This window comes from Microbacterium sp. VKM Ac-2870 (genome assembly GCF_015350795.1).
Lineage (GTDB): Bacteria > Actinomycetota > Actinomycetes > Actinomycetales > Microbacteriaceae > Microbacterium.
Genome location: NZ_JADKSH010000002.1, coordinates 365,423 through 390,821, shown reverse-complemented (window position 1 = coordinate 390,821; position 25,399 = coordinate 365,423). Strand labels below are relative to the sequence as shown.

Sequence of the window (25,399 nt, the reverse complement as noted above, 5' to 3'; positions counted from 1 at the left end):
GAGAGCCCGAAGATGAGTGAACTGCGTGGAGTAGGTATCGGTCTGGGAGTGGCCCAGGGACCCGTCGCCCGCATGGCCGAGCCGCTGCCTGCCCCGTCCGATGCCGCCAGCACGCTGACGCCCGACGAGGAGCTCGCCCGTGTGCGCGAGGCCGTCGCGGCCGTCGCCCGCGAGCTGGAGGAGCGCGGCGCCAAGGCCGGCGGCCTCGCCCGCGAGGTGCTCGAGGCGCAGGCGATGATGGCCGAGGACCCCACGCTCGACACCGAGGTCTCCACGCGGGTTGGCGCCGGCAAGACCGGTGAGTTCGCCGTGCACGACGCATTCGCGAGCTTCCGCGACACCCTGGCTGCGATGGGCGGCTATCTGGGCGAGCGCGCCGCCGACCTCGACGACGTCGCCCAGCGCGTGATCGCGCGCCTGCGCGGCCTGCCCGCCCCGGGTGTGCCCGACCCGGGCCACCCGTTCGTCCTCGTGGCCAAGGACCTCGCGCCCGCCGACACCGCTCTGCTCGACCTGGACCAGGTGCTCGCTCTGGTCACCACCGACGGCGGCCCCACCTCGCACACCGCGATCCTCGCCCGCGAGAAGTCGATCGTCGCGATCGTCGGCGCCGCCGCCGCCAAGGAGCTCGTCGATGGGCAGACCGTCATCGTGGACGCTGCCAAGGGCGTGGTGACGACCGACCCGACCGCTGACGAGCTGGCTCAGGCCGAGAATCGCGCCGCGGCCCGTGCCTCCGCAGCATCCGCCCCCCTCACTCCGGGCGCACTGAAGGACGGCTCTGCCGTTCCGCTGCTGGCCAACCTCGGAAAGCCCGGTGGCGCCGCCGAGGCCGTCGAGCTCGGTGCCGAGGGTGTGGGACTCTTCCGCACCGAGTTCCTGTTCCTCTCCGCCACGCAGGCACCGACCGTCGACGAGCAGACCGCGTCGTACACCGAGCTGCTGCAGGCGTTCCCGGGCAAGAAGGTCGTCGTCCGCGCGCTCGACGCCGGCGCCGACAAGCCCCTCGCCTTCCTCAACGACGCGCACGAGGACAACCCGGCCCTGGGCCTGCGAGGCCTGCGCGCCCTCCGCGCGAGCGAGGACATCCTGCGTGAGCAGTTGACGGCCCTCGCCAATGCGGATGCCGCGACCGACGCCGACCTCTGGGTGATGGCGCCGATGGTGGCCACCGTCGAAGAGGCCGACTACTTCGTGACGCTCGCCAAGGAGTACGGCATCAAGACCGCCGGCGTCATGGTCGAGGTGCCCTCGTCGGCGATCCAGGCGAAGCGCATCCTGCAGCTCGCGGACTTCGCCTCCATCGGCACCAATGACCTCACCCAGTACACGCTCGCCGCAGACCGCCTGCTCGGTTCGGTCGCGTCGTATCAAGACCCGTGGCATCCGGCCGTGCTGCAGCTGATCAAGATGACCGCCGACGGTGGCAAGGCCAACGGCAAGCCCGTCGGTATCTGCGGCGAGGCCGCGGCCGACCCGCTGCTGGCCGTCGTGCTGGTCGGCCTCGGCGCGACGACGCTGTCGATGGCGCCCACCGCGCTGGCCGACGTGCGCGCGTCGCTGCTGCAGTACACACGGGAGGATGCCGAGCGCATCGCCGCCGCTGCCCTCGCCGCCGATGACGCGGCTTCCGCACGAGCAGCGGCACAGTCCGCTGCAGAGAGCTCCGCCGCCTGACGGCGGGGGACGACCCGAAGGGAACAATGACAATGACAACGGCGTCCACGACATCGACGGGGGTGAACCGCGCGCGCGTCGGCGTGCAGCGATTCGGCACCTTCCTCTCGGGCATGATCATGCCCAACATCGCGGCCTTCATCGCCTGGGGCTTCATCACGATGTTCTTCATCACGAAGGGCTTCTTCGGCGCGGAAAGCCCCTTCAGGTGGCATTGGTCTCCCGTCGCCGAGATCATCGGCGGCGGCGGAAACTCGGCCACCATCGGGTGGAACGGCGCGATGACCGCGCTCGCCAGTGGCGACGTCGCCGCGTACGTGGGCCTGGTCGGCCCGATGGTCACGTACCTGCTGCCCTTGCTGATCGCGAACACCGGTGGCCGCATGGTCTACGGCGCTCGTGGCGGTGTCGTCGCCTCGATCGCGGTCATGGGCGTGATCGTCGGCACCGACATCCCGATGTTCCTCGGCGCGATGATCATGGGCCCGCTCGCGGCCTGGATCACCAAGCAGATGGATAAGCTCTGGGACGGCAAGATCCGCCCGGGCTTCGAGATGCTGGTCAACAACTTCTCCGCCGGCATCCTCGGCATGATTCTCGCGATCGTCGGCTTCTTCGCGTTCGGTCCGATCATGCTGGGTGTCAGCACGTTCCTCGGCGGCATCGTCGGGTGGCTCGTCGACGTGAACCTGCTCCCGCTGCTGTCGATCATCGTCGAACCGGCGAAGGTGCTGTTCCTCAACAACGCCATCAACCACGGCGTGTTCACTCCGCTCGGCATTCAGCAGGCGACGGAGACGGGCAAGTCCATCTTGTTCCTCATCGAAGCCAACCCCGGCCCCGGCCTGGGTCTGCTGCTCGCCTTCACGTTCTTCGGTGTAGGCGCAGCAAAGGCCTCGGCGCCGGGCGCGATCATCATCCAGTTCTTCGGCGGCATCCACGAGATCTACTTCCCGTACGCGCTGAGCAAGCCGATGACGATCCTGGCGCTCATCGCCGGTGGGGCGGCGGGTGTCACGACGAACATGCTGTTCGGCGGCGGACTCGCCTTCCCGGCGGCCCCGGGCAGCATCATCGCCGTCACCGCGGCAGCGATCGGCCCCGGTGCCGGCAACCTGCTCGTCGTCTACCTCTCGGTGATCGTGGCCGCGGCGGTGACGTTCCTTCTGAGTGCGGTGATCCTGCGGGCGTCGCGCAAGCGCGACCTCGCCGCTGAGGCGGACTCGACCGCGTCGTTCGAAGCCGCGATCGCGCAGACCGAGGCCAACAAGGGCAAGAGCTCGGACGCGCTGTCGGGCCTGCGCGCCGGGGCTGTTGCGGGTGCGGGTCGTGAGGGCGACCAGACGTCGCTGTCGGTCGATCAGGCCGCTGATGCCGTCGCGACCGGGACCATCGCCCCGGCCGGACACGTGAAGAACATCGTGTTCGCGTGCGATGCCGGTATGGGGTCGTCTGCCATGGGAGCCAGTGTGCTCCGCAACAAGATCAAGAAAGCGGGCGTGGAAGACGTCTCCGTCACCAACAAGGCGATCGCGAACCTCGACGGCAGCGAAGACCTCGTGATCACCCAGCAGCAGCTGACCGACCGCGCACGCGGGCGCACACCGAATGCGACGCACGTGTCGGTGGACAACTTCATGAACTCGCCGAAGTACGACGAGGTCGTGGATCTGGTCGTCCAGCAGCAGAAGAACCGGGCCTGAGAACTCAGAGCCTGCGCGACGCCGCGGGGACGGGATGGCGTGATGCCCCCGGCCCCGCGGCTTTCGCCCCACGCACAAGGGCTCCGACATACGATGACCGGGGCCATGCCACGAACAGAGACGAGGATGACATGTCACGCGAAGTACTGAACGTCGGCCAGGTCCGCATCCACCCCGGATCGGTCACCAAGGAAGAGGCGATGAGAGAAGCCGCCGACATCCTCCACGCCGCCGGGGCGGTCACGCCGGCCTACTTCGACGCCATGCGCCAGCGCGAACAGACGGTGTCCACCTACATGGGCAACGAACTCGCGATCCCGCACGGCACCAACGAGACGAAGGATGCGATCCTCGCCTCCGCGCTGTCGTTCGTCCGCTACGACGGTGGCGTCGACTGGGACGGCGAGAAGGTGAGCTTCGTCGTCGGCATCGCCGGCAAGGGCGATGAGCACCTCGACATCCTGTCGCAGATCGCACTCATCTTCTCCGAAGACGAAGAGGTCGCGCGCCTGAAGGCCGCAGGCTCCCCCGAAGACCTCGTCGCGCTGCTCGCGACCGTGAACGACTGATGAAGGCCGTCCACTTCGGCGCCGGCAACATCGGGCGCGGATTCGTCGGCCTGCTGCTGCACCAGGGCGGCTACGAGGTCGTGTTCTCGGATGTCGCGGCATCCCTGGTCGATGCCATCAACGCGGCCGACGAGTACACGGTGCACGAGGTCGGCGACGAGGCGCGCGACACGGTCGTGACCGGTTTCCGCGCGATCAACAGCGCCACCGATGCGCAAGAGCTGATCGACGAGATCGCCACCGCAGACGTCGTGACCACCGCCGTGGGACCGACCATCCTGCGCTTCGTCGCGCCGCACGTGCTCGCCGGACTCGCCCTGCGCGACCCCTCCCGCACGCCGCTGCAGATCATGGCGTGCGAGAACGCGATCGGCGCCACCGATACGCTCCGCGACGAGATCCGCGCCCAGGCCGCCGACGCGTGGGACGCGATCGTCGGCCGCGCCGTGTTCGCGAACACGGCGGTCGACCGCATCGTTCCCGCGCAGCCGGCCGACGGCGGCATCGACGTCACCGTGGAGCCGTTCTTCGAGTGGGCGATCGAGCGCCCCCCGTTCGGCGACGCCCCGCCGCATATCCCCGGCGCACACTTCGTGGACGACCTCGCCCCCTACATCGAGCGCAAGCTCTTCACCGTCAACACGGGCCACGCCGCCACGGCCTACTTCGGCGCGCGGGCAGGCATCGACAAGATCTCCGACGCGCTCGCCGACCCGGAGGTCGCTGGCAAGGTCGCGGCCGCGCTGGAGGAGACCTCCGCGTTACTCGTCGCCGTGCACGGATGGGATGCCGGCGAGCTCGCCGAGTACCGGGCGACGATCCTCCGCCGCTTCGCCAACCCTGCGCTGCCCGACACCGTCGGGCGCGTCGGTCGCCAGCCGCTGCGCAAGCTCTCCCGGCACGAGCGGTTCGTCGGTCCCGCCGCCGCTGCAGCCGAACGCGGGTTGCCGACGGTCGCACTCGTGGACGCGATGGGCGCGGCCCTCGAGTTCGACGACGCCGACGACGAGCAGTCGGTCGAGATGCAGCGGCGCCTGCGCGAAGAGGATGCCGTGGCCTTCACCGCCGCGGTCACCGGCCTCGAGCCCGGGCATCCGCTCTTCGCGGCGGTGGAGGCAGTCGTCCGCCGCCGACAGTCGGAGCTCTGACCCGCAGGGACTGCTCCTCCACGGCCGCAACTCCTCCACTTCTGCCTTCCCGCAGCCGCAATCGGCGCAAACCGCCGGTTTTGGCGTCGAGGTGGAGGAGTTGCGTCCGCCGGCTCCTTCACAATCGCACCGCGCGGCCAGTCCTCCACTGATCGTCGTCACCGCCCACCGCCGCGTGTCGCCGCACACTCAACTGCCGGCATGGATCCTTCGCGTTTTGGGGACGGCCGCCCGCCGGCACCACCGCAGATCGAGAACGCCGTCGACGCCTTGGAACGACGCCGGTGGACCACGGCTGACCTGCGCAGCGCGGGGGTACCGAAGCGGGCGCTGCGTCGCTGGCTGGACAGCGGCCGCCTCGTCCGCGTGCGCCGCGGCGTCTATGTCTCGGCGGATACTCCTGCACCGCTCGTGGACGCGGCGCGACTCGGCGCGCGTCTCGGGTGCGTGTCGCTGCTGTCGCTGCTCGGCGTCTTCGTGCGCAACGCCAGCGGACTGCATGTGCACATCGACCGTGGTGAGAGCAGGCTCCCGCCACGTGGGCCGAGGGTCGTCGCGCATTGGCGCACACCGGGTGACGGTGGCGACCATCACCTCGCGGCACCCATCGTCGACGCCCTCGTCGAAGCGGTGCGGTGCCAACAACCGCGCGATGCCATCGCCACTCTCGATTCTGCGTGGCATCTCGGGGTTGCGGACGAGTCCGTCATCGCAGAGGTGTTTGCCCGCCTTCCCGCCCGCTATGCGGCGCTCCGGCCCCTGCTCGATCCCCGAAGCGAAGCGGGCACGGAGTCTCTGATGAGGCTGCTGCTGCGCGCTCTCGGTCATCGGGCCGAGGTGCAGGTGCGGATCGCTGGCGTCGGCCGCGTCGACCTCGTGGTCGACGGTTGGCTCATCGTGGAGTGCGACAGTCGCGCCTACCACGGCGACTGGGCCGCCCGGCGCCGCGATGTCCGCCGCGACCTCGCCGCGGCACGCCAGGGGTACACGACCGTGCGCCCACTGGCAGAGGACATCCTGTCCTCGTATGACGAGATGGTCGCCACAATGTTCGACATCCTGCGCCACGGTCCGACGCGAGCTGCGGCCCGAACTCCTCCACGATGACCGCAGTATGGCGCGCCGGACATCCGTCAGGCCAGAACCTCCGCGGTGTGGAGGAGTTGGGGCCAGCAGCCCGCCCGGACGGGCGCGGCGAGCGCGGCTCAGGCGTCGAAACCCTCGCCGATGAGCTCGATCAGCTCTTCGCGCTCCTCCACCGACAGGAAAGCGCCGGCGGCCGCGTTGAGCTGGAAGGCCTCGAGGTCTTCCAGCCGGTACTCGAAGGTCTCGGCCAGCAGCGCCAACTCGCGCGTGAGCGAGGTGCGGCTCATCGTGCGGTTGTCGACGTTGACCGTCACGGCGAATCCAAGCTGGTACAGCAGATCGAACGGGTGGTCTTCGAGGCTCGTGCCCCACGCCGCGATCGCACCGGTCTGCAGGTTCGACGACGGCGACAGCTCCAACGGAATCTCGCGGTCGCGCACCCAGCGAGCCAGGTCGCCGAAGGTCACCAGCACCTCGTCGCCCTTCTGCTGCACGACCTCGAGGTCCTCGGCGATGCGCACTCCGTGCCCGAGGCGCAGCGCGCGCCCATCGAGAAGCGCGGAACGGATCGAGTCGAGGCCGGCCGCTTCACCGGCGTGGACCGTCACCGGGAAGAACTCGGATGCCAGATAATCGAACGCGCCGCGGTGGTTGGATGCCGGGAACCCGTCCTCGGCGCCGGCGATGTCGAACCCGACCGCACCACGGCCGCGGAATGCGACGGCGAGCTGGGCGATCTCCAGCGAACGATCGGCGTGACGCATCGCGGTGATCAGCTGGCCCACGCGGATGTCGCGGCCTGAGCGGTCGACGGCTTCCTCGGCCTCTTCGATGCCCTCCTGAACGGCTTCGACGGCCTCTTCGAGCGAGAGTCCGCCGGCCAGGTGCTGCTCGGGTGCCCACCGCACCTCACCGTAGATCACGCCGTCGGCGGCGAGGTCCTCGACGAACTCCTTCGCGACCCGGCGCAGCCCATCGGCGCTCTGCATGACCGCGGTCGTGAGGTCGAACGTCTTCAGGTACTCCACGAGCGAGCCGGAGTCGCTCTGGTCTTCGAACCAGTCGGCGAGCTCGGCGGCGTCGGTCGAGGGCACCTCGAGGCCGATCTCGTCGGCCAGCTCGATGATCGTCTGGGGCCGCAGCGCGCCGTCGAGGTGGTCGTGGAGCGACACCTTCGGGAGCGACCGGATCGAGACACCCTCGAGCTTCGGGTCTGCGGATGAGTCGATGGCCATGAGGGCTTCCTTCGAATGGGGGTGGAGAGGGTCAGGCGGTGATGCGTTCGAGGACCAACGGAGTGGATGCCGGGGCATCCGTACCGATCTCCCACGCTCCTTCGAGTGCGCCCAGGGCGCGCTCGAAGCGGTTCTCATCATCCGCGAGAAGGGTGAACAGGGGCTGTCCGGTGGTGACGGTGGCGCCCGGCTTGACGTGCAGATCGATGCCCGCCGCGTGGATCACGGGATCCTGGGCGCGGGCGCGGCCCGCTCCCAGGCGCCAGGCGGCGATGCCGAACGGCAGCGCCTCGAGCCGCGTGACCACGCCGTCACGCGCGGCGGTCACCGTGTGGGTCTCCCGCGGGGTCGGCAGCGGCGCGTCGGGGTCACCGTCCTGGGCGCGGATCATGTCGCGCCACGCGTCCATGGCCCGACCGTCGCGCAGCGCCGCTTCGACATCGGCGTCGGGCTGGCCGGCCAGCGCCAGCATCTCGCGTGCGAGCGCCACGGTGAGTTCGACGATGTCGGCAGGACCGCCGCCGGCGAGCACCTCGACCGATTCGCGCACCTCGTTGGCGTTGCCGATCGCAAGACCGAGCGGCGTGTTCATGTCGGTCAGCAGTGCCGTCGTGGCGACTCCCGAGTCGGTGCCGAGGGCGACCATCGTGCGGGCGAGCTCGCGCGCCTTGTCGACATCGCGCATGAACGCGCCGGAGCCGAATTTCACATCGAGAACGAGCGCGTCGGTGCCTTCGGCGATCTTCTTCGACATGATGCTCGACGCGATCAGCGGAATGGCCTCGACGGTGCCGGTGACATCGCGCAGAGCGTAGAGCCGCTTGTCGGCGGGTGCCAACCCCGAGCCGGCAGCGCAGATCACGGCGCCGACATCGCGCAGCTGCGCGAACATCTCGTCGTTGGACAGCGCCGCACGCCACCCCGGGATCGACTCGAGCTTGTCGAGCGTGCCGCCGGTGTGGCCCAGGCCGCGGCCCGACAACTGCGGCACCGCGACGCCGAAGGCGGCGACCAGCGGTGCGAGCGGGAGCGTGATCTTGTCGCCCACGCCACCGGTGGAGTGCTTGTCGACGGTGCGCTTGCCGAGACCGGCGAAGCTCATCCTCTCCCCCGACGCGATCATCGCGTCGGTCATGACGCGGATCTCATCGCGCGACATGCCGTTCAGCAGCACAGCCATGGCGAACGCGGCCATCTGCGAGTCGGCGACGTACTCACGCGTGTAGGCGTCGATCATCCAGCGGAGCGCGTCTTCGCCGACGGCGCCGCCGTCACGCTTGGTGCGGATGACATCCACGGCGTCGAACGGCTCGACGGCGCCTGTCGACGTCGTGGCGCTCATCGCGACACCTCCTCGAGGTCGCGCGGGCCGAACGCGTCGGGCAGCACCTCGTCGATCGTGCGGATGCCGGATACGGTCTCGAGCAGCATCCCGGGGAGGGCGAACTCGTTCAGCAACTGACGGCACCGCCCGCACGGCATGATCGTCTGGCCGTCGTTGTTGACGCAGACGAAGGCGACCAGCTGCCCGCCGCCGGACATGTGCAGATCACCCACGAGCGCGCACTCTGCGCACAGTCCCACACCATACGACGCGTTCTCGACGTTGCATCCCGACACGATGCGTCCATCGCTCACCAGAGCCGCTGCCCCCACCCGGTACCGGGAGTAGGGCGCGTAGGCGCGCTGCATCGCGTCGGTGGCGACGGCACGAAGCTCGTCCCAGTCGATGTCGGTCATGTAAGACGTCACTCCTTGATGTAGGGCTTGCCGGATGCTGCGGGACCCCGGATCTGGCCGGCGAAGCCGACCACCGCGAGGATCGTCACAACGTACGGCAGCATGAGCATGAACTCGCTGGGGATCGGCGTCTTGAGCACCGTCAGCAGGTTCTGCAGGTTGGTCGCGAAGCCGAACAGCAGCGCAGCGAGGGTTGCACGCACCGGATCCCAGCGGCCGAAGATGACGGCGGCGAGGGCGATGTAGCCCAGTCCCGCGGTCATGTCCTTCGTGAACTGCGGCACCGACACGAGCGTGAAGTAGGCGCCACCCATACCGGCGATCGCGCCGGCGAGCAGCACGTTCCAGAAGCGGGTGGCGTTCACCTTGATGCCGACGGTGTCCGCCGCCTGCGGGTGTTCACCGACGGCGCGAAGCCGCAGACCCCAGCGGGTGCGGTAGAGGCCCCACGTGACGACGATCACGACGACGATCATGAAGTAGACCAGGAAGGTCTGGTTGAACAGCGCCGGGCCGATGACGGGGATGTCGCCGAGGATCGGGATCTTGATGAGGTCGAAGCGCGCCGGGTTGTTGAGCGTCTGCGTGTTCGGCGCCAACATCACGCCGTAGAGGAAGCCGGTGAGGCCCGAGACGAACACGTTCAGCACGACGCCCACGATCACCTGGTCGACGATGTACTTGATCGAGAACGCGGCCAGCGCGAAGGCCACCACGACGCCGCCGAACATGGCACCGACGAGCCCGACGAACGGGTTTCCGGTGATGCTGGAGAGCACGGTCGCCGTGAACGCACCGAGCAGGAACTGTCCTTCGATGGCCACGTTGACGACCCCGACCCGCTCGCCGATGACGCCGCCCAGGGCGCCGAAGACGAGGGGCACGGCCAGCGAGATCGATCCGCCGAGCAGGCCGACGAGCGTGATCGCGCCGGACGCCCCCGCGCCCGCCCAGGTGAGGAAGGCGACCATGGCGAGCAGGGCGTAGACGATCGGCAGCCACAGTCCGATGCGCCGGTATTGGCGGGCGCGCAGCAGCGACCACACCGCCAGCCCAGCCGCCAGCACCCACGCAGTCCACACGACCGGCAGGGCGGGAACATCGACGTCGCCGAGGGCGATCGCCGCGCCCGCGTCTGCCAGGCGGTACGTTGTCATCCCCGAGCGCGGGGCGAGGAGGAAGAGCAGGCCGAGCAGCCCCGCGAGCGCGAGGAGCGTCGCGGGCACCTTGAGCGAGCGCACCTTGACGACGGTCGGCTCGTCAATGCCGGAGTCGATCACCGTCGCAGTCATGCTGCCACCGCCTTGTCATCGTTGCGGGTATCGGTGTGCTGATCGCGCAGACGACGGCGCGCGCGGCGGGCACGCGCCCGCGGCGAGAGCTCGGCATCGTCCTTCGGCAGGAAGAAGATCGTGCGGATCAGCGGCGGGGCGGCGATGAACAGCACGATCAGCGACTGCACCACGAGCACGATGTCCACCGGAATCTGCTGCAGAGCCTGCATCGGGAACGAACCCGCCTTCAGTGCGCCGAACAGGATGCCCGCCCAGAAGGTGCCCCACGCGCGACTGCGGCCGAGGAGGGCGACGGTGATGGCGTTGAAGCCGATGCCGGCATCGATGCCGCCGTCGAAGCCGCTTGTGACGGTCCCCTGGATCTGGCACATGCCCGCGATTCCGGCGAGGGCGCCCGCGAAGAGCATGGCGTAGATGTAGATACGCGGAACGCTGATGCCCGCCGCCCGTGCCGCGTGCGGGTTCTCCCCGACGGCACGCATACGGAAGCCCAGGCTCGATCGCTCGACCAGCCACCAGACGAACACGGTCGCGAAGATGACGATCACGAAGCCCCAGTTGAGCTGGTTGAACTGCTCGCCGAACAGCAGCGGGAAACGTGCGCTCTCAGGGGTGGCGCGACTGATGGGCTGGATGTTGTCGGGCTTCTGCAGCAGCTCCGGAACGCGCACCATCCACGACACCAGGTAGAAGGCGATGTAGTTCAGCATGATCGTGAGGATCACTTCGTGCGCCCCGGTGCGCGCCTTCAGCAGGCCCACGAGGCCTCCCCAGAGCGCCCCGCCGATGATGCCGACGATGAGCGTCAGCGGCACCTGGATGATGGCGGGCAGGTCGAGCTGGAACGTGACCAGTGCCGCTGCCGCACACGCGATGAGCATCTGGCCGCGCGCGCCGATGTTGAACAGGCCGACGCGGAACGCGACCGCGATGCCCAGCGCCGCGGCGATGAGCGGGGTGGCGAAGCCGAGGGTGTTGGCCAGCGGGCGGATCGCGGTGGCGAAGTCGGGGGCGTTGGGGTTGAACACCGAGCCGGTGAACAGCGCCGTGTAGGCCCCTGCCACGGCGGTCCATGCCGCGGAGAGCATGTCGCCCGGGCGGGCGAAGAAGTAGCCTGCGGTGGCCTGCACCTCGGGATTCGTGACGGCGATCAGGATGCCGCCGACGATCAGCGCCAGCACGACGGCGAGCACCGTGGTCATCACGTTGCCGCGCAGGATCTCGGTCATGACGCGGTTCGCGGTCGGCGGTGCGGGCACCGCCGCGCCGGATGCCGCGGGGGCAGGTTCGGTCGTGGTGCTCACGCGGCATCCTCCGTCGGGTTCTCGCCGGCCATCATCAGGCCGAGGACGTCGCGCGGCGTGTCGGCCGGCACGATGCCCACGATGCGCCCGCGGTACATCACGAGGATGCGGTCGGCGAGCGCGACCACCTCGTCGAGCTCGGTGGACACGACGATGACGGGGATGCCCTCGTCGCGTGTCTCGATGATGCGTTTGTGAATGAACTCGATCGAGCCGACGTCGACGCCGCGGGTCGGCTGCGACGCGAGGAACAGTTTCAGGGAGCGGCTGAGTTCGCGCGCGATGACGACCTTCTGCTGGTTGCCGCCCGAGAGCGACCCGGCGTGCTGCGCAGGACCCTGAGTGCGGATGTCGAACTCAGCGATGCGGTCGCGAGCGAAGCCGTCGAGCACACCGCGCCGGATCGTGCCGTAGCGCGAGAATTCGGGATCGTCCGAGCGATCGAGGATGAGGTTCTCGGCGACGGAGAACGCACCCACCAGCCCGTCCTCGCCGCGATCTTCCGGAACGAAGCCGACGCCGCTGCCGAGCACCTGGTTGACGCTGCGTCCGAGCAGCTCCGCACCGTCGAGGCTGATGGATCCCGTCGTACGCGCGCCGAGCCCCATGATGGCCTCGGCGAGTTCGGTCTGCCCGTTGCCCTGCACGCCGGCGATGGCCAGCACCTCGCCGGGCCGGACATCGAAGCTGATGTCGTCGACGAGCACGACGCCGTCGGCGCCGATCACCCGCAGGTCGCTCACCTGGAGGCCGCCGGTGCCGATGCGCGGCGGTTCCTTGTGCACCGTGAGCTCGACGGGTCGACCGACCATCATCGATGCCAGCTCGGTGTTCGACGCTTTCGGGTCGGCTTCGCCGACGACCTTGCCGAGGCGGATGACCGTGATGCGGTCGGCGACCGCGCGCACCTCGCGGAGCTTGTGGGTGATGAAGACGATCGCGGTGCCTTCGTCACGCAGCTGGCGCATGATCGTCATCAGCTCGTCGGTCTCCTGCGGGGTGAGCACCGCCGTCGGCTCGTCGAACACGAGCACCTTCGCGTCGCGGGAGAGCGCCTTGATGATCTCGACGCGCTGCTGCACGCCGACGGGCAGGTCGCCGACGATCGCATCGGGGTCGACGGCGAACCCGAATCGTGCCGCGACGGCGCGGACATGCGCGCGCGCGGCGGCAAGGTCGAGCGCGCCCAGCGCGCCGGTCTGCTCGTGACCGAGCATGACGTTCTCGGCGACGGTGAACACAGGAATGAGCATGAAGTGCTGATGCACCATGCCGATACCCGCGGCCATCGCGTCACCGGGTCCCCGGAAATCCTGGACGACGTCGTCGAGGAGGATCTCGCCCTCGTCGGCCCGGTAGAGGCCGTAGAGGACGTTCATCAGGGTGGACTTGCCGGCACCGTTCTCGCCGAGCAGAGCATGGATCTGCCCCGGTTCGACGACGACGTCGATGTGGTCGTTGGCGACGAGCGATCCGAACCGCTTCGTGATGCCACGCAACTCAAGCTTCATACGTGTGACCCTATCCAGAGTGGCCGGACACGAGAAGAGAGCGAGGCGCTCCGCTCGATGGCGAAACGCCCCGCTCTCGTACTCGTGCTGTTACTTCGGCGAGCTGGGCGAGGTGACCTTGATCTCGCCGCTGATGATCTTCGTCTGCAGAGCCTTGAGCTCATCCTGCAGACCGGCCGGCAGCTTGCTCTCGTAGTCGTGGAAGGACGACAGTCCCACACCCTCGTTGGCGAGCGTGCCCACGTACGGGGTCGCGTCGAACTTGTCGGCGGCGGCCTGCTCGACGGCGGTCGAGACCGCGGTGTCGATGCGCTTCATGATCGACACGAGGATCTGGTCGGCGACCGACGGGTCGGCGACGGCGAGGTCGGAGTCGACGCCGAGCATGACGGTGCTCTTGCCGCTGTCCTTGATCGCGGCGCTGGCCGAGAGGTAGATCGGTCCACCGACAGGCAGGATCACATCGGTGCCCTGGTCGAGGATGCCCTGCGCGGTCTGCTTGGCGGTGTCGTTGGCCTTGAAGTCGCCCGTGAACGAGCCCTTCTGCGCGGCGGCATCCCATCCGAAGGACTCGACGTTGGCGCCCTTGTCGGCGTCGAACTTCTTCACACCTTCGACGAAACCGTCCATGAAGATCGTGACCGGCGGGATCTGGAGGCCGCCGAAGGTGCCGACCTTGTTGACGCCCGACGCGTGCGACCAGGCGGCAGCGGCGTAGCCGCCGAGGTACGCGGCCTGCGCGGTGTCGAACAGGAGGGGCTTGATGTTCGTCGCGTCGGTCTTGCCGTCCTGGTCGACATCGGCCATGTCGTCGATGATCGCGAACTTCACGTTCGGGTTGGCCTTCGCGGCCTCGACCGTGGCGGCCGAGAGCTTGAAGCCGACCGACACGATGAAGGTGCAGCCACCGGACAGCAGCGCGTCCATGTTCGGCTTGTAGTCGTTCTCCGACTTCGACTCGACCTCGAGAGGCTTGACGCCCAACTCGGCGGCGGCCTTGTCCATGCCGTTCTTGGCGGACTCGTTGAACGACTTGTCGTTGAAGCCGCCGTTGTCCGACACGAGGCAGGGCTTGAAGCCAGCCACGGCTGCGGTCGCGCCGGCCGTGCCGGATGCCGCGGAGTTCGGTGCCGAGCCGCAACCGGCAAGGGCGAAGATGAGACCCGCGGCAGCTGTGATGCCGACGAGCTTCTTGGTGGTCGAGATGGTCAATGCAGCCTCCACATTGATAGACCCGCGGATTTCGCGGGCGCACGGATCGAAGTTACCCACTGTGACGTGGGATTTGCACGCTGCACACTCCCGTGCGAACGAAAGGTTACAAAGACGCAATGAAGCCGACACGCACGCGGCATCCTGCCCCGTGCCTCTCGGTCACAGGACGTCGTCGCGACCGGTCAGTTTGAGGGCGTCGACGACGCCCTTCACCCGCTGCGCGTTCTCGCTGGTGGTGACCAGCAACGCGTCGGGCGTGTCGACGACGACGATGTCCTTCACGCCGATGAGGCTGATCACACGCGTCGTGTGGCTGACCACGATGCCGCTGGCGGCATCCGACAGGATGCGCGCGTTCTCGCCCAGGATCGCCAGGTCGTTCTTGCGGCCCCCGCTGTTCAGCTTGGCGAGGCTTGCGAAGTCGCCGACGTCGTCCCAGTCGAAGTGGCCCGGAACGACCGCCAGTCGGCCTTTCTCAGCGGCCGGCTCGGCGACGACGTAGTCGATCGCGATCTTGGGGAGCTGGGGCCAGATGCGGTCGACGGCGGGGCCGCGGCGCTCCCGGTCGTCCCACGCGTCGGCGAGTTCGATCAGACCGGCATGCAACTCCGGGTTGTTCGCCTCGATCTCGGCGAGCAGCACGTCGGCGCGCGAGATGAACATGCCGGCGTTCCAGAGGTAGTCGCGATCGGCGAGATACTTCTTGGCGGTGTCGAGGTCGGGCTTTTCCACGAAACGCTCGACCAGCGACGCGTCGCGGGCGCCGTCGATGATCAGCTCGGTGCCGCGCTTGATGTAGCCGAATCCCACCGCGGGTTCCGACGGGGAGATGCCCACCGTGCAGATGTAACCGCTCCGGGCGACCTCGACGGCGTCGCGCACCGCGAACTCGAAAACTCGGGTTCCGCGGATGACATGATCGGCCGCGAACGATCCGATGATCACGTCGGGTTCCCGGCGCAGCAGGATGGCCGCCGCCAGACCGATCGCTGCGGCGGAATCACGCGGCTCGGACTCGAGGAAGACGTTGCGGTCGGGGATGCCGGGAAGCTGCGCCTCGACGGCGGCGCGGTGCGCGCGGCCCGTCACGACCGCGATGCGGTCAGCACCGGCCAAGGGGGCCAGTCGATCCCAGGTGTCGCGGAGCAGAGAATGCCCCGAACCGGTCAAGTCGTGAAGGAATTTCGGCGCGTCCGCGCGGGAAAGGGGCCACAGGCGGCTGCCGACACCCCCTGCAGGGATGACGGCGTAGAAGTCGTCGATCGGATTGGCCATGCGGACAGGCTACCGGGCCTGCTGTGACGGCATCGTTTCGTGAGGAAGGCCGTTTCATTCCGAATATCTTGATATCGAGAGAACTTAGGGTGGCCTTCCTCGCCCATGCCGCAAACGCCGACTTAGGATATGGGTGCGCCTGTGTGCGACGCCGAGGGTCCAGTGCCGTTGTGAACCCCGGGGCCGAAGATTGCCCCCGCCGTACCGAGGTGTCCGTTCACACCAAGGGAGGACGACCGTGTCAGCACCCACACGCGTCACACCGTCGGTAGCACAGACCACATCTTCGTCGCCGCGCGGAACGCTGTACCGCGGCAACGAGGGAATGTGGTCGTGGGTGCTTCACCGCATTACCGGCGTCGCCATCTTCTTCTTCCTGCTCGTGCATGTGCTCGACACCGCATTGATCCGGCTCTCTCCCGAGGCCTACGACGCGGTCATCGGCACGTACAAGAACCCGATCATGGGCTTCGGCGAGGTCGCCCTCGTCGCCGCCATCGTCTACCACGCCTTCAACGGCCTGCGCATCATCGCGGTCGACCTCTGGCCGTGGGCGACGCGCCACCAGCGTCAGCTCTGGTGGGTCGTGCTGGGCCTGTGGGTCGTGACCGTGGGCGGGTTCGCCGCCCGCCACATCCCCATCGTCCTGTCGAACATCGGAGGCGGTCACTGATGTCCACCCTGACTCCCGGCAACGAGCAGACCATCCCCGCTCCCCGCAGCCCTCAGGTGCGCAAGAAGGGCGCGAACCTGGAGAAGGTCGGCTGGATCTACATGCGCGTGTCCGGCGTGCTGCTGGTCGTGCTGATCTTCGGACACCTTTTCGTGAACCTGATGCTGGGCGAGGGCATCCACGGCATCGACTTCGCCTTCGTGGCCGGCAAGTTCGCGAGCCCGTTCTGGCAGGTCTGGGACGTCCTCATGCTCTGGCTGGCCCTCATCCACGGCGCCAACGGCATGCGCACGATCGTGAACGACTATGTGATCGGCGCCACCACCCGCAAGGTGCTGGTGTGGGCCCTCTGGGTCGCCGCGGCATTCCTCATCGTCTTGGGCACCCTCGTCGTGTTCACCTTCGACCCGTGCCTGGGCGTGGAGAACTCGACGACGGACTGGCTCATCCAGATGTGCGCCGCAGGCTGACAAACGAACTCGACGAGTAGAAGACAAGGCATCCCTGACGTGACTACCCAGCATCCCGAGGCCGTTCTGAAGGACGGCGTCTACTACCACGAGTTCGACATCGTCATCGTGGGCGCCGGCGGCGCCGGCATGCGCGCCGCGATCGAAGCCGGCCCGGGCGCCCGCACGGCCGTCATCACGAAGCTCTACCCCACGCGCTCGCACACCGGTGCGGCGCAGGGCGGCATGGCCGCCGCGCTCGCCAACGTCGAAGAGGACTCGTGGGAGTGGCACACCTTCGACACCGTCAAGGGCGGCGACTACCTCGTCGACCAGGATGCCGCGGAGATTCTCGCCCGTGAGGCCATCGACGCCGTCATCGACCTCGAGAACATGGGCCTGCCGTTCAACCGCACGCCCGAGGGCAAGATCGACCAACGCCGATTTGGCGGCCACACCGCCGACCACGGCAAGACGCCCGTGCGCCGCGCCTGTTACGCGGCGGACCGCACCGGACACATGATTTTGCAGACGCTGTTCCAGAACTGCGTGCGGCTCGGCATCAACTTCTTCAACGAGTACTACGCCCTCGACCTGATCACGGTGACGGACGACGACGGCAACACCCAGGTGGCCGGCGTCGTCGCGTATGAACTCGCCACGGGAGACCTGCACGTCTTCCACTCCAAGGCCGTGATCTTCGCCACCGGCGGCTTCGGCAAGATCTACAAGACCACCTCCAACGCCCACACCCTCACCGGCGACGGCGTCGGCATCGTCTGGCGCAAGGGTCTGCCGCTGGAAGACATCGAGTTCTTCCAGTTCCACCCGACAGGCCTGGCCGGCCTCGGCATCCTCCTCACCGAGGGCGCCCGTGGTGAGGGCGCGATCCTGCGCAACGCCTCCGGGGAGCGCTTCATGGAGCGCTACGCCCCGACCATCAAAGACCTCGCGCCGCGCGACATCGTTGCCCGCTGCATGGTGAAGGAAGTGCTGGAGGGCCGCGGCGGCGGGCCGCACAAGGACTACGTCTACCTGGACTGCACGCACCTGGGCGCGGAGGTTCTCGAGACCAAGCTCCCCGACATCACCGAGTTCGCCCGCACCTATCTCGGCGTCGACCCGGTGACCGAGCCGGTGCCGGTCATGCCGACCGCCCACTACGCGATGGGCGGCATCCCGACCAACAACAACGGCGAAGTGCTGCAGAACAACGACACCGTCGTTCCGGGCCTCTATGCGGCCGGTGAATGCGCGTGCGTGTCGGTGCACGGCGCGAACCGCCTCGGCACCAACTCGCTCCTGGACATCAACGTGTTCGGAAAGCGCAGCGGACGCAACGCGGTCGAGTACGTGCAGACGGCCGACTTCGTGCCGCTGCCGGAGGACCCCGCCAAGGAGGTCCGCGAAATGCTGGAGGGCTTGCGCAACAACGCGGGCACCGAGCGTATCGCCGTGCTGCGCAAGACGCTGCAGGAGGAGATGGACGCCAACGCCCAGGTCTTCCGCACCGAGGAGACCCTGACCAACGTCATGGGTACGATCCACGACCTGCGTCAGCGCTTCAAGAACGTGCACATCGACGACAAGGGCAAGCGGTTCAACACCGATCTGCTCGAAGCCGTCGAGCTCGGCTTCCTGCTGGATCTCGCTGAGATCGTCGCCTACGCAGCCCGTAACCGTCGCGAAAGCCGCGGCGGGCACATGCGCGAGGACTACCCCGACCGCAACGACGAGCAGTACATGCAGCACACGATGGCCTACCTTACGGGCGACCCGCACTCGCCGGACCCCGAAGACCACATCAAGCTCGACTGGAAGCCCGTCGTGTTCACGAAGAACGACAAGGGCGAGTTGAACTACCCCCCGATGGAGAGGAAGTACTGATGTCGACCGCCATCGTCGAGCAGGACGTCACCGCCGAGGCCGGGGAAGCCCCCATCCAGTCGTACCTCGTCACCTTCATCATCCGTCGTTTCGACCCGGAGACCGACAGCGAGCCGCGTTGGGTCGACTACGACGTCGAGATGTACCCGACCGACCGTGTGCTGGACGCGCTGCACAAGATCAAGTGGGAGGTCGACGGCTCGCTGACCTTCCGCCGCTCGTGCGCGCACGGCATCTGCGGCTCCGACGCCATGCGCATCAACGGCCGCAACCGCCTGGCCTGCAAGACGCTGATCAAGGACCTCGACATCTCGAAGCCGATCTACGTCGAGGCGATCAAGGGTCTGCCGCTGGAGAAGGACCTCGTCGTCGACATGGAGCCGTTCTTCGCGTCGTACCGCGAAGTGCAGCCCTTCCTCATCGCGAACAGCAAGCCCGAGGCGGGCAAGGAGCGCATCCAGTCGATCGTCGACCGCGAGATCTTCGACGACACGACCAAGTGCATCCTGTGTGCGGCGTGCACCTCGTCGTGCCCCGTGTTCTGGACCGATGGACAGTACTTCGGCCCGGCGGCCATCGTCAACGCGCACCGTTTCATCTTCGACTCGCGCGACGACGCGGCCACGACGCGCCTCGACATCCTCAACGACAAGGAAGGCGTCTGGCGCTGCCGCACGACCTTCAACTGCACCGAGGCGTGCCCCCGCGGCATCGAGGTCACCAAGGCCATCGCCGAGGTCAAGCAGGCCGTTCTGCGCGGAGGTCGCTGATCGGGTGACCGGCTCGCCCGATCAGACGGATGCCGCCTGGCGGGCGCGCTGGGAGCAGTCGCCGCTGCGCGAGCGCCTGGACGAGCCGATCGAGCGGGCGACGAAGATCACCCGCAAGACACTGGCGTGGTTCCCGGTGCGAGTGTGGCGTCATTTCCTGCGCGCGAACGGCTTCTTGCTCGCCGCGGCCATCAGCTATCAGTCGCTGTTCGCGATCTTCGCCGTCATCTACTTCGGCTTCGCGATCGTCGGCATCTGGCTGGGCGGTAGCGATCCGGCGATCGACGCGCTCATCCACATCCTCAACCTGTACATCCCCGGCCTCATCGGCCGCGAGGCCGGACACGGGCTCGTCAGCGAAGCCGACGTCGCCCAGATCGCCCGGGAATCGACGAGCATTCTCGCCGTCACCGGCGCGGTGGCCTTCATCGCGGCGCTGTGGACGGCGATCGGCTTCGTCACCTTCACGCGGCGCGCGGTGCGCGACATCTTCGGGCTGCCCTTCGACACCCGCAGCTACGTCCTGCTGAAGGCGCGCGACTTCCTCGCCGCCGCGCTGTTCGGCCTCGCACTGGTGATCGGCGCGGTGCTGGCCACGATCGCGGCCGGAGCCATCGAGCTGCTCTTCCAGCTGTTCGGCTGGCCGGGCTACTCCGGCTGGGTCTGGGCGACGGGGCGGATCGCCTCGGCTGTGGTGGCCTTCGCGATCAACACCGCCGCGATCGCCGCACTGATCCGCTTCCTCACGGGAACGTCGCTGCGCTGGCGGCTGATCGTCCCGGGCGCCGCGCTCGGTGGGGCTGCGATGGTCGTGCTCCAGTACGGTGCGGGAATTCTGCTCTCCTACTCCCCGTCCAACCCCCTGCTGGCGACGTTCTCGGTGTTCGTCGGGTTCCTGCTCTGGTTCCGCTTGGTGGGCATCGTCATCCTCGCGGCGGCGTCGTGGGTCGCTCTCGCCGCGCAGGACGCGGATGTGCCCATCGAACAGCTCACGGCCGACGAGCAGCGGCGTCGCGAGTACGCCGCACTGCTGATCGCCGCGCGCGTGCGGGTGCGGGGCGCGCGCCTCGCCCACGCGGACGCACCGTGGTGGGGGCGATGGCGGGCGACCCGCGAGCTGCGGCGGGCGGAGGACGATCTCGCCCGCGTGGAGGCAGCCGCACCCCCGCCGCCGCGCGGCCTCCTCGGCTGACGCTGCCGACGCCGGATCTGGTGTCGGCGGCGCTGGTTAGGGTTGTGGGGTGCCCCGAAACCTGCGCGTCGCCTCTGTCAACGTCAACGGCATCCGTGCCGCTGCCCGCAAAGGCATGCTCCCCTGGCTCGAGACCGCCGACGTCGACGTCTTGACACTCCAGGAGGTTCGCGGCGAGGCGGTGCACCTGGCCGACGCACTGCCCGGCTGGCACGTCGTAAACGATGAAGCCCTGGCGAAGGGGCGCGCCGGCGTCGCGATCGCCGCACGCCAGCCGATCGACATCTGGCGGATCGAACTCGGCGACGAGAACCTCGATTCGCGAGGACGGTGGGTCGAAGCCGATCTCGACATCGACGGCGAGCTGCTCACGGTCGTCAGCGCCTACGTGCACACCGGCGAAGACGGGACCGAGAAGCAGGTCGCGAAGTACGCGTTCCTCGATGCGATGGAGAACCGGATGCCGCGGCTCGGCGAGCTCGCGCTCATCACCGGCGACCTCAATGTCGGTCACCGCGAGCTCGATATCCGCAACTGGCGCGGCAACGTGAAGAAGGCGGGGTTCCTGCCCCGCGAACGCGCCTACTTCGACCGATTCACCGCAGCGGCGGGCGCCGCGGTGACCGGTACTGACGGATCCACCGGTACGGGCCTCGGCTGGGTCGACGTCGGCCGCCGGTGGGCGGGAGAGGTCGACGGTCCTTATTCCTGGTGGTCGAGCCGTGGCAAGGCGTTCGACACCGACACAGGCTGGCGCATCGACTACCATCTCGCGACACCCGCACTCGCGGAGCGCGTCGTCGACTACCGCGTCGTCCGCGCACCATCCTGGGACACGCGGTGGAGCGATCACGCTCCGGTCGTCGCGGACTACGCCTTCTGAGCCGCCGTCGCGGCGGCCGGCGGCCAGGGCGCGGGCATCCGTTCCCTAGACTTGTGGCATGACCAGGCCCCGCCTCTACTCCGGAATGCAGCCCTCCGCCGACTCGCTTCAGCTCGGCAACTACATCGGGGCTCTCCTGCAGTGGCGTGACCTGCAAGAGGCCTACGAGGCGTTCTTCTCGGTGGTCGACCTGCACGCGCTGACCCAGCCGAACGACCCGGCGGAGCTCCGCGAGAAGACGCGCCGGACGGCCGCCCAGTACATCGCGGCGGGCATCGAACCGGCGAAGTCGACGCTGTACGTGCAGTCGCACGTGCGTGCGCACGCCGAGCTGGCATGGGTGCTGTCGACGATCACCGGGTTCGGCGAAGCCGGCCGGATGACGCAGTTCAAGGACAAGTCCGCGCGGTACGGCGCCGACCAGACCAACGTGGGCCTCTTCACCTATCCCGTGCTGATGGCAGCCGACATCCTGCTCTACCAGACCGACATCGTGCCCGTCGGCGACGACCAGAAGCAGCACGTCGAGCTCACCCGCGATCTGGCCGAGCGCTTCAACGCCCGCTACGGCGAGACGTTCCGCGTTCCGATGCCCGTGATCCAGAAGGACACCGCACGCATCTACGACCTGCAGAACCCGACGTCGAAGATGAGCAAGTCGGCCGAATCGGATGCCGGTGTGCTCTGGATGCTGGATGACCCGGCGGTCTCGGCGAAGAAGATCATGCGCGCCGTCACCGACAGCGAGGGTGCGGTTCGCTACGACAAGGAGAACAAGCCCGGCGTCTCGAACCTGCTCGTGATCTACGCGGCCCTGACCGGTCGCCAGATCCCCGCGATCGAAGACGAGTATGCCGGCCGCGGCTACGGCGACTTCAAGAAGGGTCTCGCCGAGGTGGTGGTGAACGAGTTCGGCCCGGTCCGCGCTCGCACGCTCGAGCTGCTCGACGACCCGGCCGAACTCGACCGCGTGCTGGCGGCGAATGCCGACCGCGCTGCGGCCGTTGCCGACGCGACTCTCTCCGACGTCTACTCCAAGATCGGCCTGCTCCGCCGCAGCTGACCCGCGCCGGTGCGGTCGGGCCTGCGGGCGCGGCATCCTGCACGACTCCTCCTCTCCTGTGCTTGACGCCCACCCGCCGCTCCCCCGGGACATCTGAGATGGAGTTATGCAGCCGTGCGGCGGCCCGCGCGCGACGCCCGCGAGCGCAACAGCGCGCGAAGCGCGGCCTGAACCTCGTCGGGGCGGTAGAGGATCTGCGCCGCCGTCAAGCGAAGAACGACGTAGCCGCGCGCCGCGAGGGCGAGATCGCGTTCGCGGTCCTTCACCTGCTGCCGCCAGTCCGAGTGGAACTCCCTGCTGTCGCACTCGATCACGAGCCATCCGTCGACGAGAAGGTCCACGAACCCGACGCCCTCGAAGCGGGCCTGCGGTCGGACGTGTGCGCCCATGACCTGCAGCATCAGGCGGACCAGCGTCTCCGTCCCGGCCTGGGCTCTCCCGTCGACGTGCGTGCGCAGAATGCGGTGCCGCCGCGGCAGGTGGGCGAACAGCTCATCGAGGTCACCGGCACAGATCAGCCCCTTGTTGAGCGCCGAGTCGATCGTGGCGATGGCGTACCGCGGCGGCTGGCAACGCACCGCAAGGATCAGGGCGTCGAGGATGCCGACCGCCACCGTGCCGGCATCGGCGGGACGCGCCAGCGGCAACCAGTGCAAGCGCAGCTGCGCACGACCGGATCGCGGTGGCACGGGGCGCTGCGGATCGTCGGGCGCGCGGAGCCGGCTGGCACCCCGCGCGACGTGCACGTGGAGCGCGCCGTTGTGGAAGACGAACACGCCGCGTGCGGCAAGCAGGCTCAGGCAGGTGAGGCGCCCGCCAACGCGCACCGCCTCGACGACCGGCGGCGCCGCCGTCGCCGGAAGGTAACGGTCGCGGCGTGCACGGACGATACGACCGGACCGGACGGCTTCGGCTATCTGATGCCTGGTCATTCCCCGCTCCTGCAGCTCGTGGGAGGTGAGACACATGATGTCGTCCATGCCGACATGCTGAGGACGATCCGGCGGGCTCCACCCCGCTCGAGGGGGATCCGTGGACAGCCGTCGCCGCGAGCACGATGGGGAGGACCCGGCAGTTCGCCTGCACAACTCCCGCTGAACCGGCGTCGGGTTGGCGCCGCGGCATCGGTTGCGCAGCCCAGGCGGAGTTACGCAGGGCGAGCCGATCGACTCTGCGCGGCGGTGACCGACGGCGGGCGGCCGATAGGCTCTCGGCATGCAACCGGTGATCCTGCGGACGGCGCGACTCGAACTCTCGATCCCGACCGCCGGTGACGTCGATGCGATCTTCGCCGCGTGCCAGGACGAGCTGATCCAGCGCTTCACGACGGTGCCCTCACCGTACGAGCGCTCGCACGCGGAAGGCTTCGTGACCAAGGTCGCCGGCTGGTGGGATGCCGGGGCGGAAGCGACCTGGGCAGTGCGCAGCGACGACCAGCTGGCTGGGATGATGGGATTGCACCGCCTGGGCCAGGGCTCGGGAGAACTGGGCTATTGGATGACGCCCGCCGCGCGCGGCCGAGGTCTGGTCGTCGAAGCGGCCCGCGCCGTGATCGATTGGGGCTTCTCCCCCGACGGGCTCGCCCTCGATCGCATCGAGTGGCGGGCGGTGGTCGACAACCCCGCCTCGCACCGCGTCGCGCAGCGCCTCGGATTCCGCTACGAAGGGCGCCTGCGCTCGGCGCTGGTCAACGGCGCGGGGGTCCGCAACGACGGGCTCATCGCCGGTCTGTTGGCGGACGACGATCGCGCCCCGCAGTCGTGGCCCGCCATCGACTGAACCCCTGACGCCGTGTCGGGCGCGCGTGGCAGGATGAGCCCATGCCCGAGATGCCGGAGGTGCAAGGTCTCGTCGATTTCCTCGACGCGCGCGCCTCGGGGCACACGATCACGAAGGTCAGTGTCGCGAACATCGCGGCGCTGAAGACATACGATCCGCCGATCGACGCTCTCGTCGGCCGCACGATCACAGGTGCGCACCGGCACGGCAAGTTCATCGACCTGGCGACCGATGCCGGCATCCACCTCATCTTCCATCTCGCAAAGGCCGGATGGCTCCGCTGGTACGAGACCGTGCCCGACACCGTCATCCGCCCCGGGAAGACGCCGATCGCGTTGCGCGTGCGCCTCGACGACGGCGCCGGTTTCGATCTCACCGAAGCGGGTACGAAGAAGTCTCTGGCCTTTTACGCAGCGCGCGAGCCCCGCGACGTTCCCGGCGTCGCACGGCTCGGCCCCGATCCGCTCGCCGCGGATTTCACCCGTGATGCACTCGCGGGCCTGCTCGCCGGACGACGTACGCAGATCAAGGGCGTGCTGCGCGACCAGTCGATCATCGCGGGTATCGGCAACGCCTACTCGGACGAGATCCTGCACGCGGCCCGGATGTCGCCGTACGCGCTGGCGGCCGGTCTCGCCGAGCCCGAGATCGATCGGCTGAACGACGCCATGCGCACCACCCTGACCGATGCCGTCGCGGCGGCGTCCGGCAAGCCACCCGCCGACCTGAAAGACGCGAAGCGGCGGGGGATGTCGGTGCACGGCCGACGCGGTGAGGCATGCCCGGTGTGCGGCGACGAGGTGCGCAGCGTCTTCTTCGCGGACAACTCGCTGGAATACTGCCCCACCTGTCAGACCGGCGGCAAACTGCTCGCCGACCGGCGTCTTTCTCGCCTGCTGAAGTAGAGCAGCATTCGCCCCGTCGACGCGGAATGAAACGAGAGCC

23 protein-coding genes are annotated in these 25,399 nt (G+C 68.3%); 14 read left to right on the top strand and 9 right to left on the bottom strand.

Going from position 1 to position 25,399, the window contains the following annotated elements; all coding sequences use genetic code 11:
- The first annotated feature begins 12 nt into the window (after positions 1-12).
- From ptsP to ITJ43_RS05735, 5 genes are all read left to right on the top strand, one after another.
- A complete protein-coding gene (gene ptsP, locus ITJ43_RS05755) occupies positions 13-1,677 on the top strand; it encodes a phosphoenolpyruvate--protein phosphotransferase (RefSeq protein WP_194582866.1) in 1,665 nt (554 codons plus the stop codon).
- Positions 1,678-1,709: 32 nt separating this feature from the next.
- Complete coding sequence (locus tag ITJ43_RS05750; RefSeq protein ID WP_194582865.1) at positions 1,710-3,380, top strand: PTS mannitol transporter subunit IICB; 1,671 nt, start codon at positions 1,710-1,712, stop codon at positions 3,378-3,380.
- A 131-nt stretch (positions 3,381-3,511) separates the two neighbouring features.
- Positions 3,512-3,949 (top strand): PTS sugar transporter subunit IIA, encoded by a 438-nt coding sequence (locus tag ITJ43_RS05745; protein WP_194582864.1) that lies wholly within the window; start codon positions 3,512-3,514, stop codon positions 3,947-3,949.
- Positions 3,949-5,097 (top strand): mannitol-1-phosphate 5-dehydrogenase, encoded by a 1,149-nt coding sequence (locus ITJ43_RS05740; protein ID WP_194582863.1) that lies wholly within the window; start codon positions 3,949-3,951, stop codon positions 5,095-5,097. Before ITJ43_RS05745 ends, ITJ43_RS05740 begins: the two co-directional genes overlap by 1 nt.
- 201 nt (positions 5,098-5,298) lie before the next feature.
- Positions 5,299-6,204, top strand: a complete 906-nt coding sequence (locus tag ITJ43_RS05735) for a type IV toxin-antitoxin system AbiEi family antitoxin domain-containing protein (RefSeq protein ID WP_194582862.1) — start codon at positions 5,299-5,301, stop codon at positions 6,202-6,204.
- Positions 6,205-6,302: 98 nt separating this feature from the next.
- On the opposite strand, the gene ITJ43_RS05730 is transcribed toward ITJ43_RS05735, so the two are convergent.
- From ITJ43_RS05730 to ITJ43_RS05695, 8 genes are all read right to left on the bottom strand, one after another.
- Positions 6,303-7,418, bottom strand: coding sequence for an adenosine deaminase (locus ITJ43_RS05730; RefSeq protein WP_194582861.1), 1,116 nt, complete (start codon positions 7,416-7,418; stop codon positions 6,303-6,305).
- A 31-nt stretch (positions 7,419-7,449) separates the two neighbouring features.
- Entirely contained in the window at positions 7,450-8,760 is a 1,311-nt protein-coding gene (locus ITJ43_RS05725; protein WP_194582860.1) for a thymidine phosphorylase, read from the bottom strand.
- Complete coding sequence (locus tag ITJ43_RS05720) at positions 8,757-9,158, bottom strand: cytidine deaminase (RefSeq protein WP_194582859.1); 402 nt, start codon at positions 9,156-9,158, stop codon at positions 8,757-8,759. Before ITJ43_RS05720 ends, ITJ43_RS05725 begins: the two co-directional genes overlap by 4 nt.
- Before the next feature lie 8 nt (positions 9,159-9,166).
- Positions 9,167-10,450, bottom strand: coding sequence for an ABC transporter permease (locus ITJ43_RS05715; RefSeq protein ID WP_194582858.1), 1,284 nt, complete (start codon positions 10,448-10,450; stop codon positions 9,167-9,169).
- Positions 10,447-11,757 carry an ABC transporter permease gene (locus tag ITJ43_RS05710; RefSeq protein ID WP_323741135.1) on the bottom strand — a complete coding sequence of 437 codons (1,311 nt, stop codon included), beginning with the start codon at positions 11,755-11,757 and terminating at the stop codon, positions 10,447-10,449. Before ITJ43_RS05710 ends, ITJ43_RS05715 begins: the two co-directional genes overlap by 4 nt.
- Positions 11,754-13,268: an ABC transporter ATP-binding protein gene (locus ITJ43_RS05705; protein ID WP_194582857.1), complete on the bottom strand. Its 1,515-nt coding sequence runs from the start codon at positions 13,266-13,268 to the stop codon at positions 11,754-11,756. The genes ITJ43_RS05710 and ITJ43_RS05705 overlap by 4 nt, the downstream gene beginning before the upstream one ends.
- A gap of 90 nt (positions 13,269-13,358) precedes the next feature.
- Complete coding sequence (locus tag ITJ43_RS05700; protein WP_194582856.1) at positions 13,359-14,480, bottom strand: BMP family lipoprotein; 1,122 nt, start codon at positions 14,478-14,480, stop codon at positions 13,359-13,361.
- Between the two features lie 162 nt (positions 14,481-14,642).
- On the bottom strand, positions 14,643-15,758 hold the full coding sequence (locus ITJ43_RS05695) for a mannose-1-phosphate guanylyltransferase (RefSeq protein ID WP_194582855.1): 1,116 nt from the start codon (positions 15,756-15,758) through the stop codon (positions 14,643-14,645).
- Positions 15,759-15,996: 238 nt separating this feature from the next.
- Here ITJ43_RS05695 and sdhC point away from each other — a divergent pair, with 238 nt between their 5' ends.
- Genes sdhC through trpS form a run of 7 tightly spaced genes read left to right on the top strand, consistent with a single transcriptional unit; the run spans position 15,997 to position 22,675 of the window.
- On the top strand, positions 15,997-16,431 hold the full coding sequence (gene sdhC, locus ITJ43_RS05690) for a succinate dehydrogenase, cytochrome b556 subunit (RefSeq protein ID WP_194582854.1): 435 nt from the start codon (positions 15,997-15,999) through the stop codon (positions 16,429-16,431).
- A complete protein-coding gene (locus ITJ43_RS05685) occupies positions 16,431-16,901 on the top strand; it encodes a succinate dehydrogenase hydrophobic membrane anchor subunit (protein WP_194582853.1) in 471 nt (156 codons plus the stop codon). The genes sdhC and ITJ43_RS05685 overlap by 1 nt, the downstream gene beginning before the upstream one ends.
- Before the next feature lie 39 nt (positions 16,902-16,940).
- Positions 16,941-18,767, top strand: a complete 1,827-nt coding sequence (sdhA, locus tag ITJ43_RS05680; RefSeq protein WP_194582852.1) for a succinate dehydrogenase flavoprotein subunit — start codon at positions 16,941-16,943, stop codon at positions 18,765-18,767.
- Complete coding sequence (locus tag ITJ43_RS05675) at positions 18,767-19,537, top strand: succinate dehydrogenase iron-sulfur subunit (protein WP_194582851.1); 771 nt, start codon at positions 18,767-18,769, stop codon at positions 19,535-19,537. Before sdhA ends, ITJ43_RS05675 begins: the two co-directional genes overlap by 1 nt.
- Positions 19,538-19,541: 4 nt before the next feature.
- Complete coding sequence (locus tag ITJ43_RS05670) at positions 19,542-20,729, top strand: YihY/virulence factor BrkB family protein (protein ID WP_194582850.1); 1,188 nt, start codon at positions 19,542-19,544, stop codon at positions 20,727-20,729.
- A gap of 49 nt (positions 20,730-20,778) precedes the next feature.
- Complete coding sequence (locus ITJ43_RS05665; RefSeq protein WP_194582849.1) at positions 20,779-21,612, top strand: exodeoxyribonuclease III; 834 nt, start codon at positions 20,779-20,781, stop codon at positions 21,610-21,612.
- Between the two features lie 58 nt (positions 21,613-21,670).
- Positions 21,671-22,675, top strand: coding sequence for a tryptophan--tRNA ligase (gene trpS, locus ITJ43_RS05660; protein WP_194582848.1), 1,005 nt, complete (start codon positions 21,671-21,673; stop codon positions 22,673-22,675).
- Positions 22,676-22,779: 104 nt separating this feature from the next.
- Here trpS and ITJ43_RS05655 read toward each other — a convergent pair whose 3' ends face one another.
- The gene (locus tag ITJ43_RS05655) at positions 22,780-23,655 is read right to left on the bottom strand and encodes an endonuclease domain-containing protein (RefSeq protein ID WP_228495482.1); all 876 of its coding nucleotides are present in this window, start codon (positions 23,653-23,655) and stop codon (positions 22,780-22,782) included.
- A gap of 235 nt (positions 23,656-23,890) precedes the next feature.
- Between ITJ43_RS05655 and ITJ43_RS05650 the strand changes: the two genes are divergently transcribed.
- Together ITJ43_RS05650 and ITJ43_RS05645 are read left to right on the top strand one after the other, a co-directional pair.
- The gene (locus ITJ43_RS05650; protein WP_194582847.1) at positions 23,891-24,454 is read left to right on the top strand and encodes a GNAT family N-acetyltransferase; all 564 of its coding nucleotides are present in this window, start codon (positions 23,891-23,893) and stop codon (positions 24,452-24,454) included.
- A 41-nt stretch (positions 24,455-24,495) separates the two neighbouring features.
- Entirely contained in the window at positions 24,496-25,359 is an 864-nt protein-coding gene (locus ITJ43_RS05645) for an Fpg/Nei family DNA glycosylase (RefSeq protein ID WP_194582846.1), read from the top strand.
- The last annotated feature ends 40 nt before the right edge of the window (positions 25,360-25,399 follow it).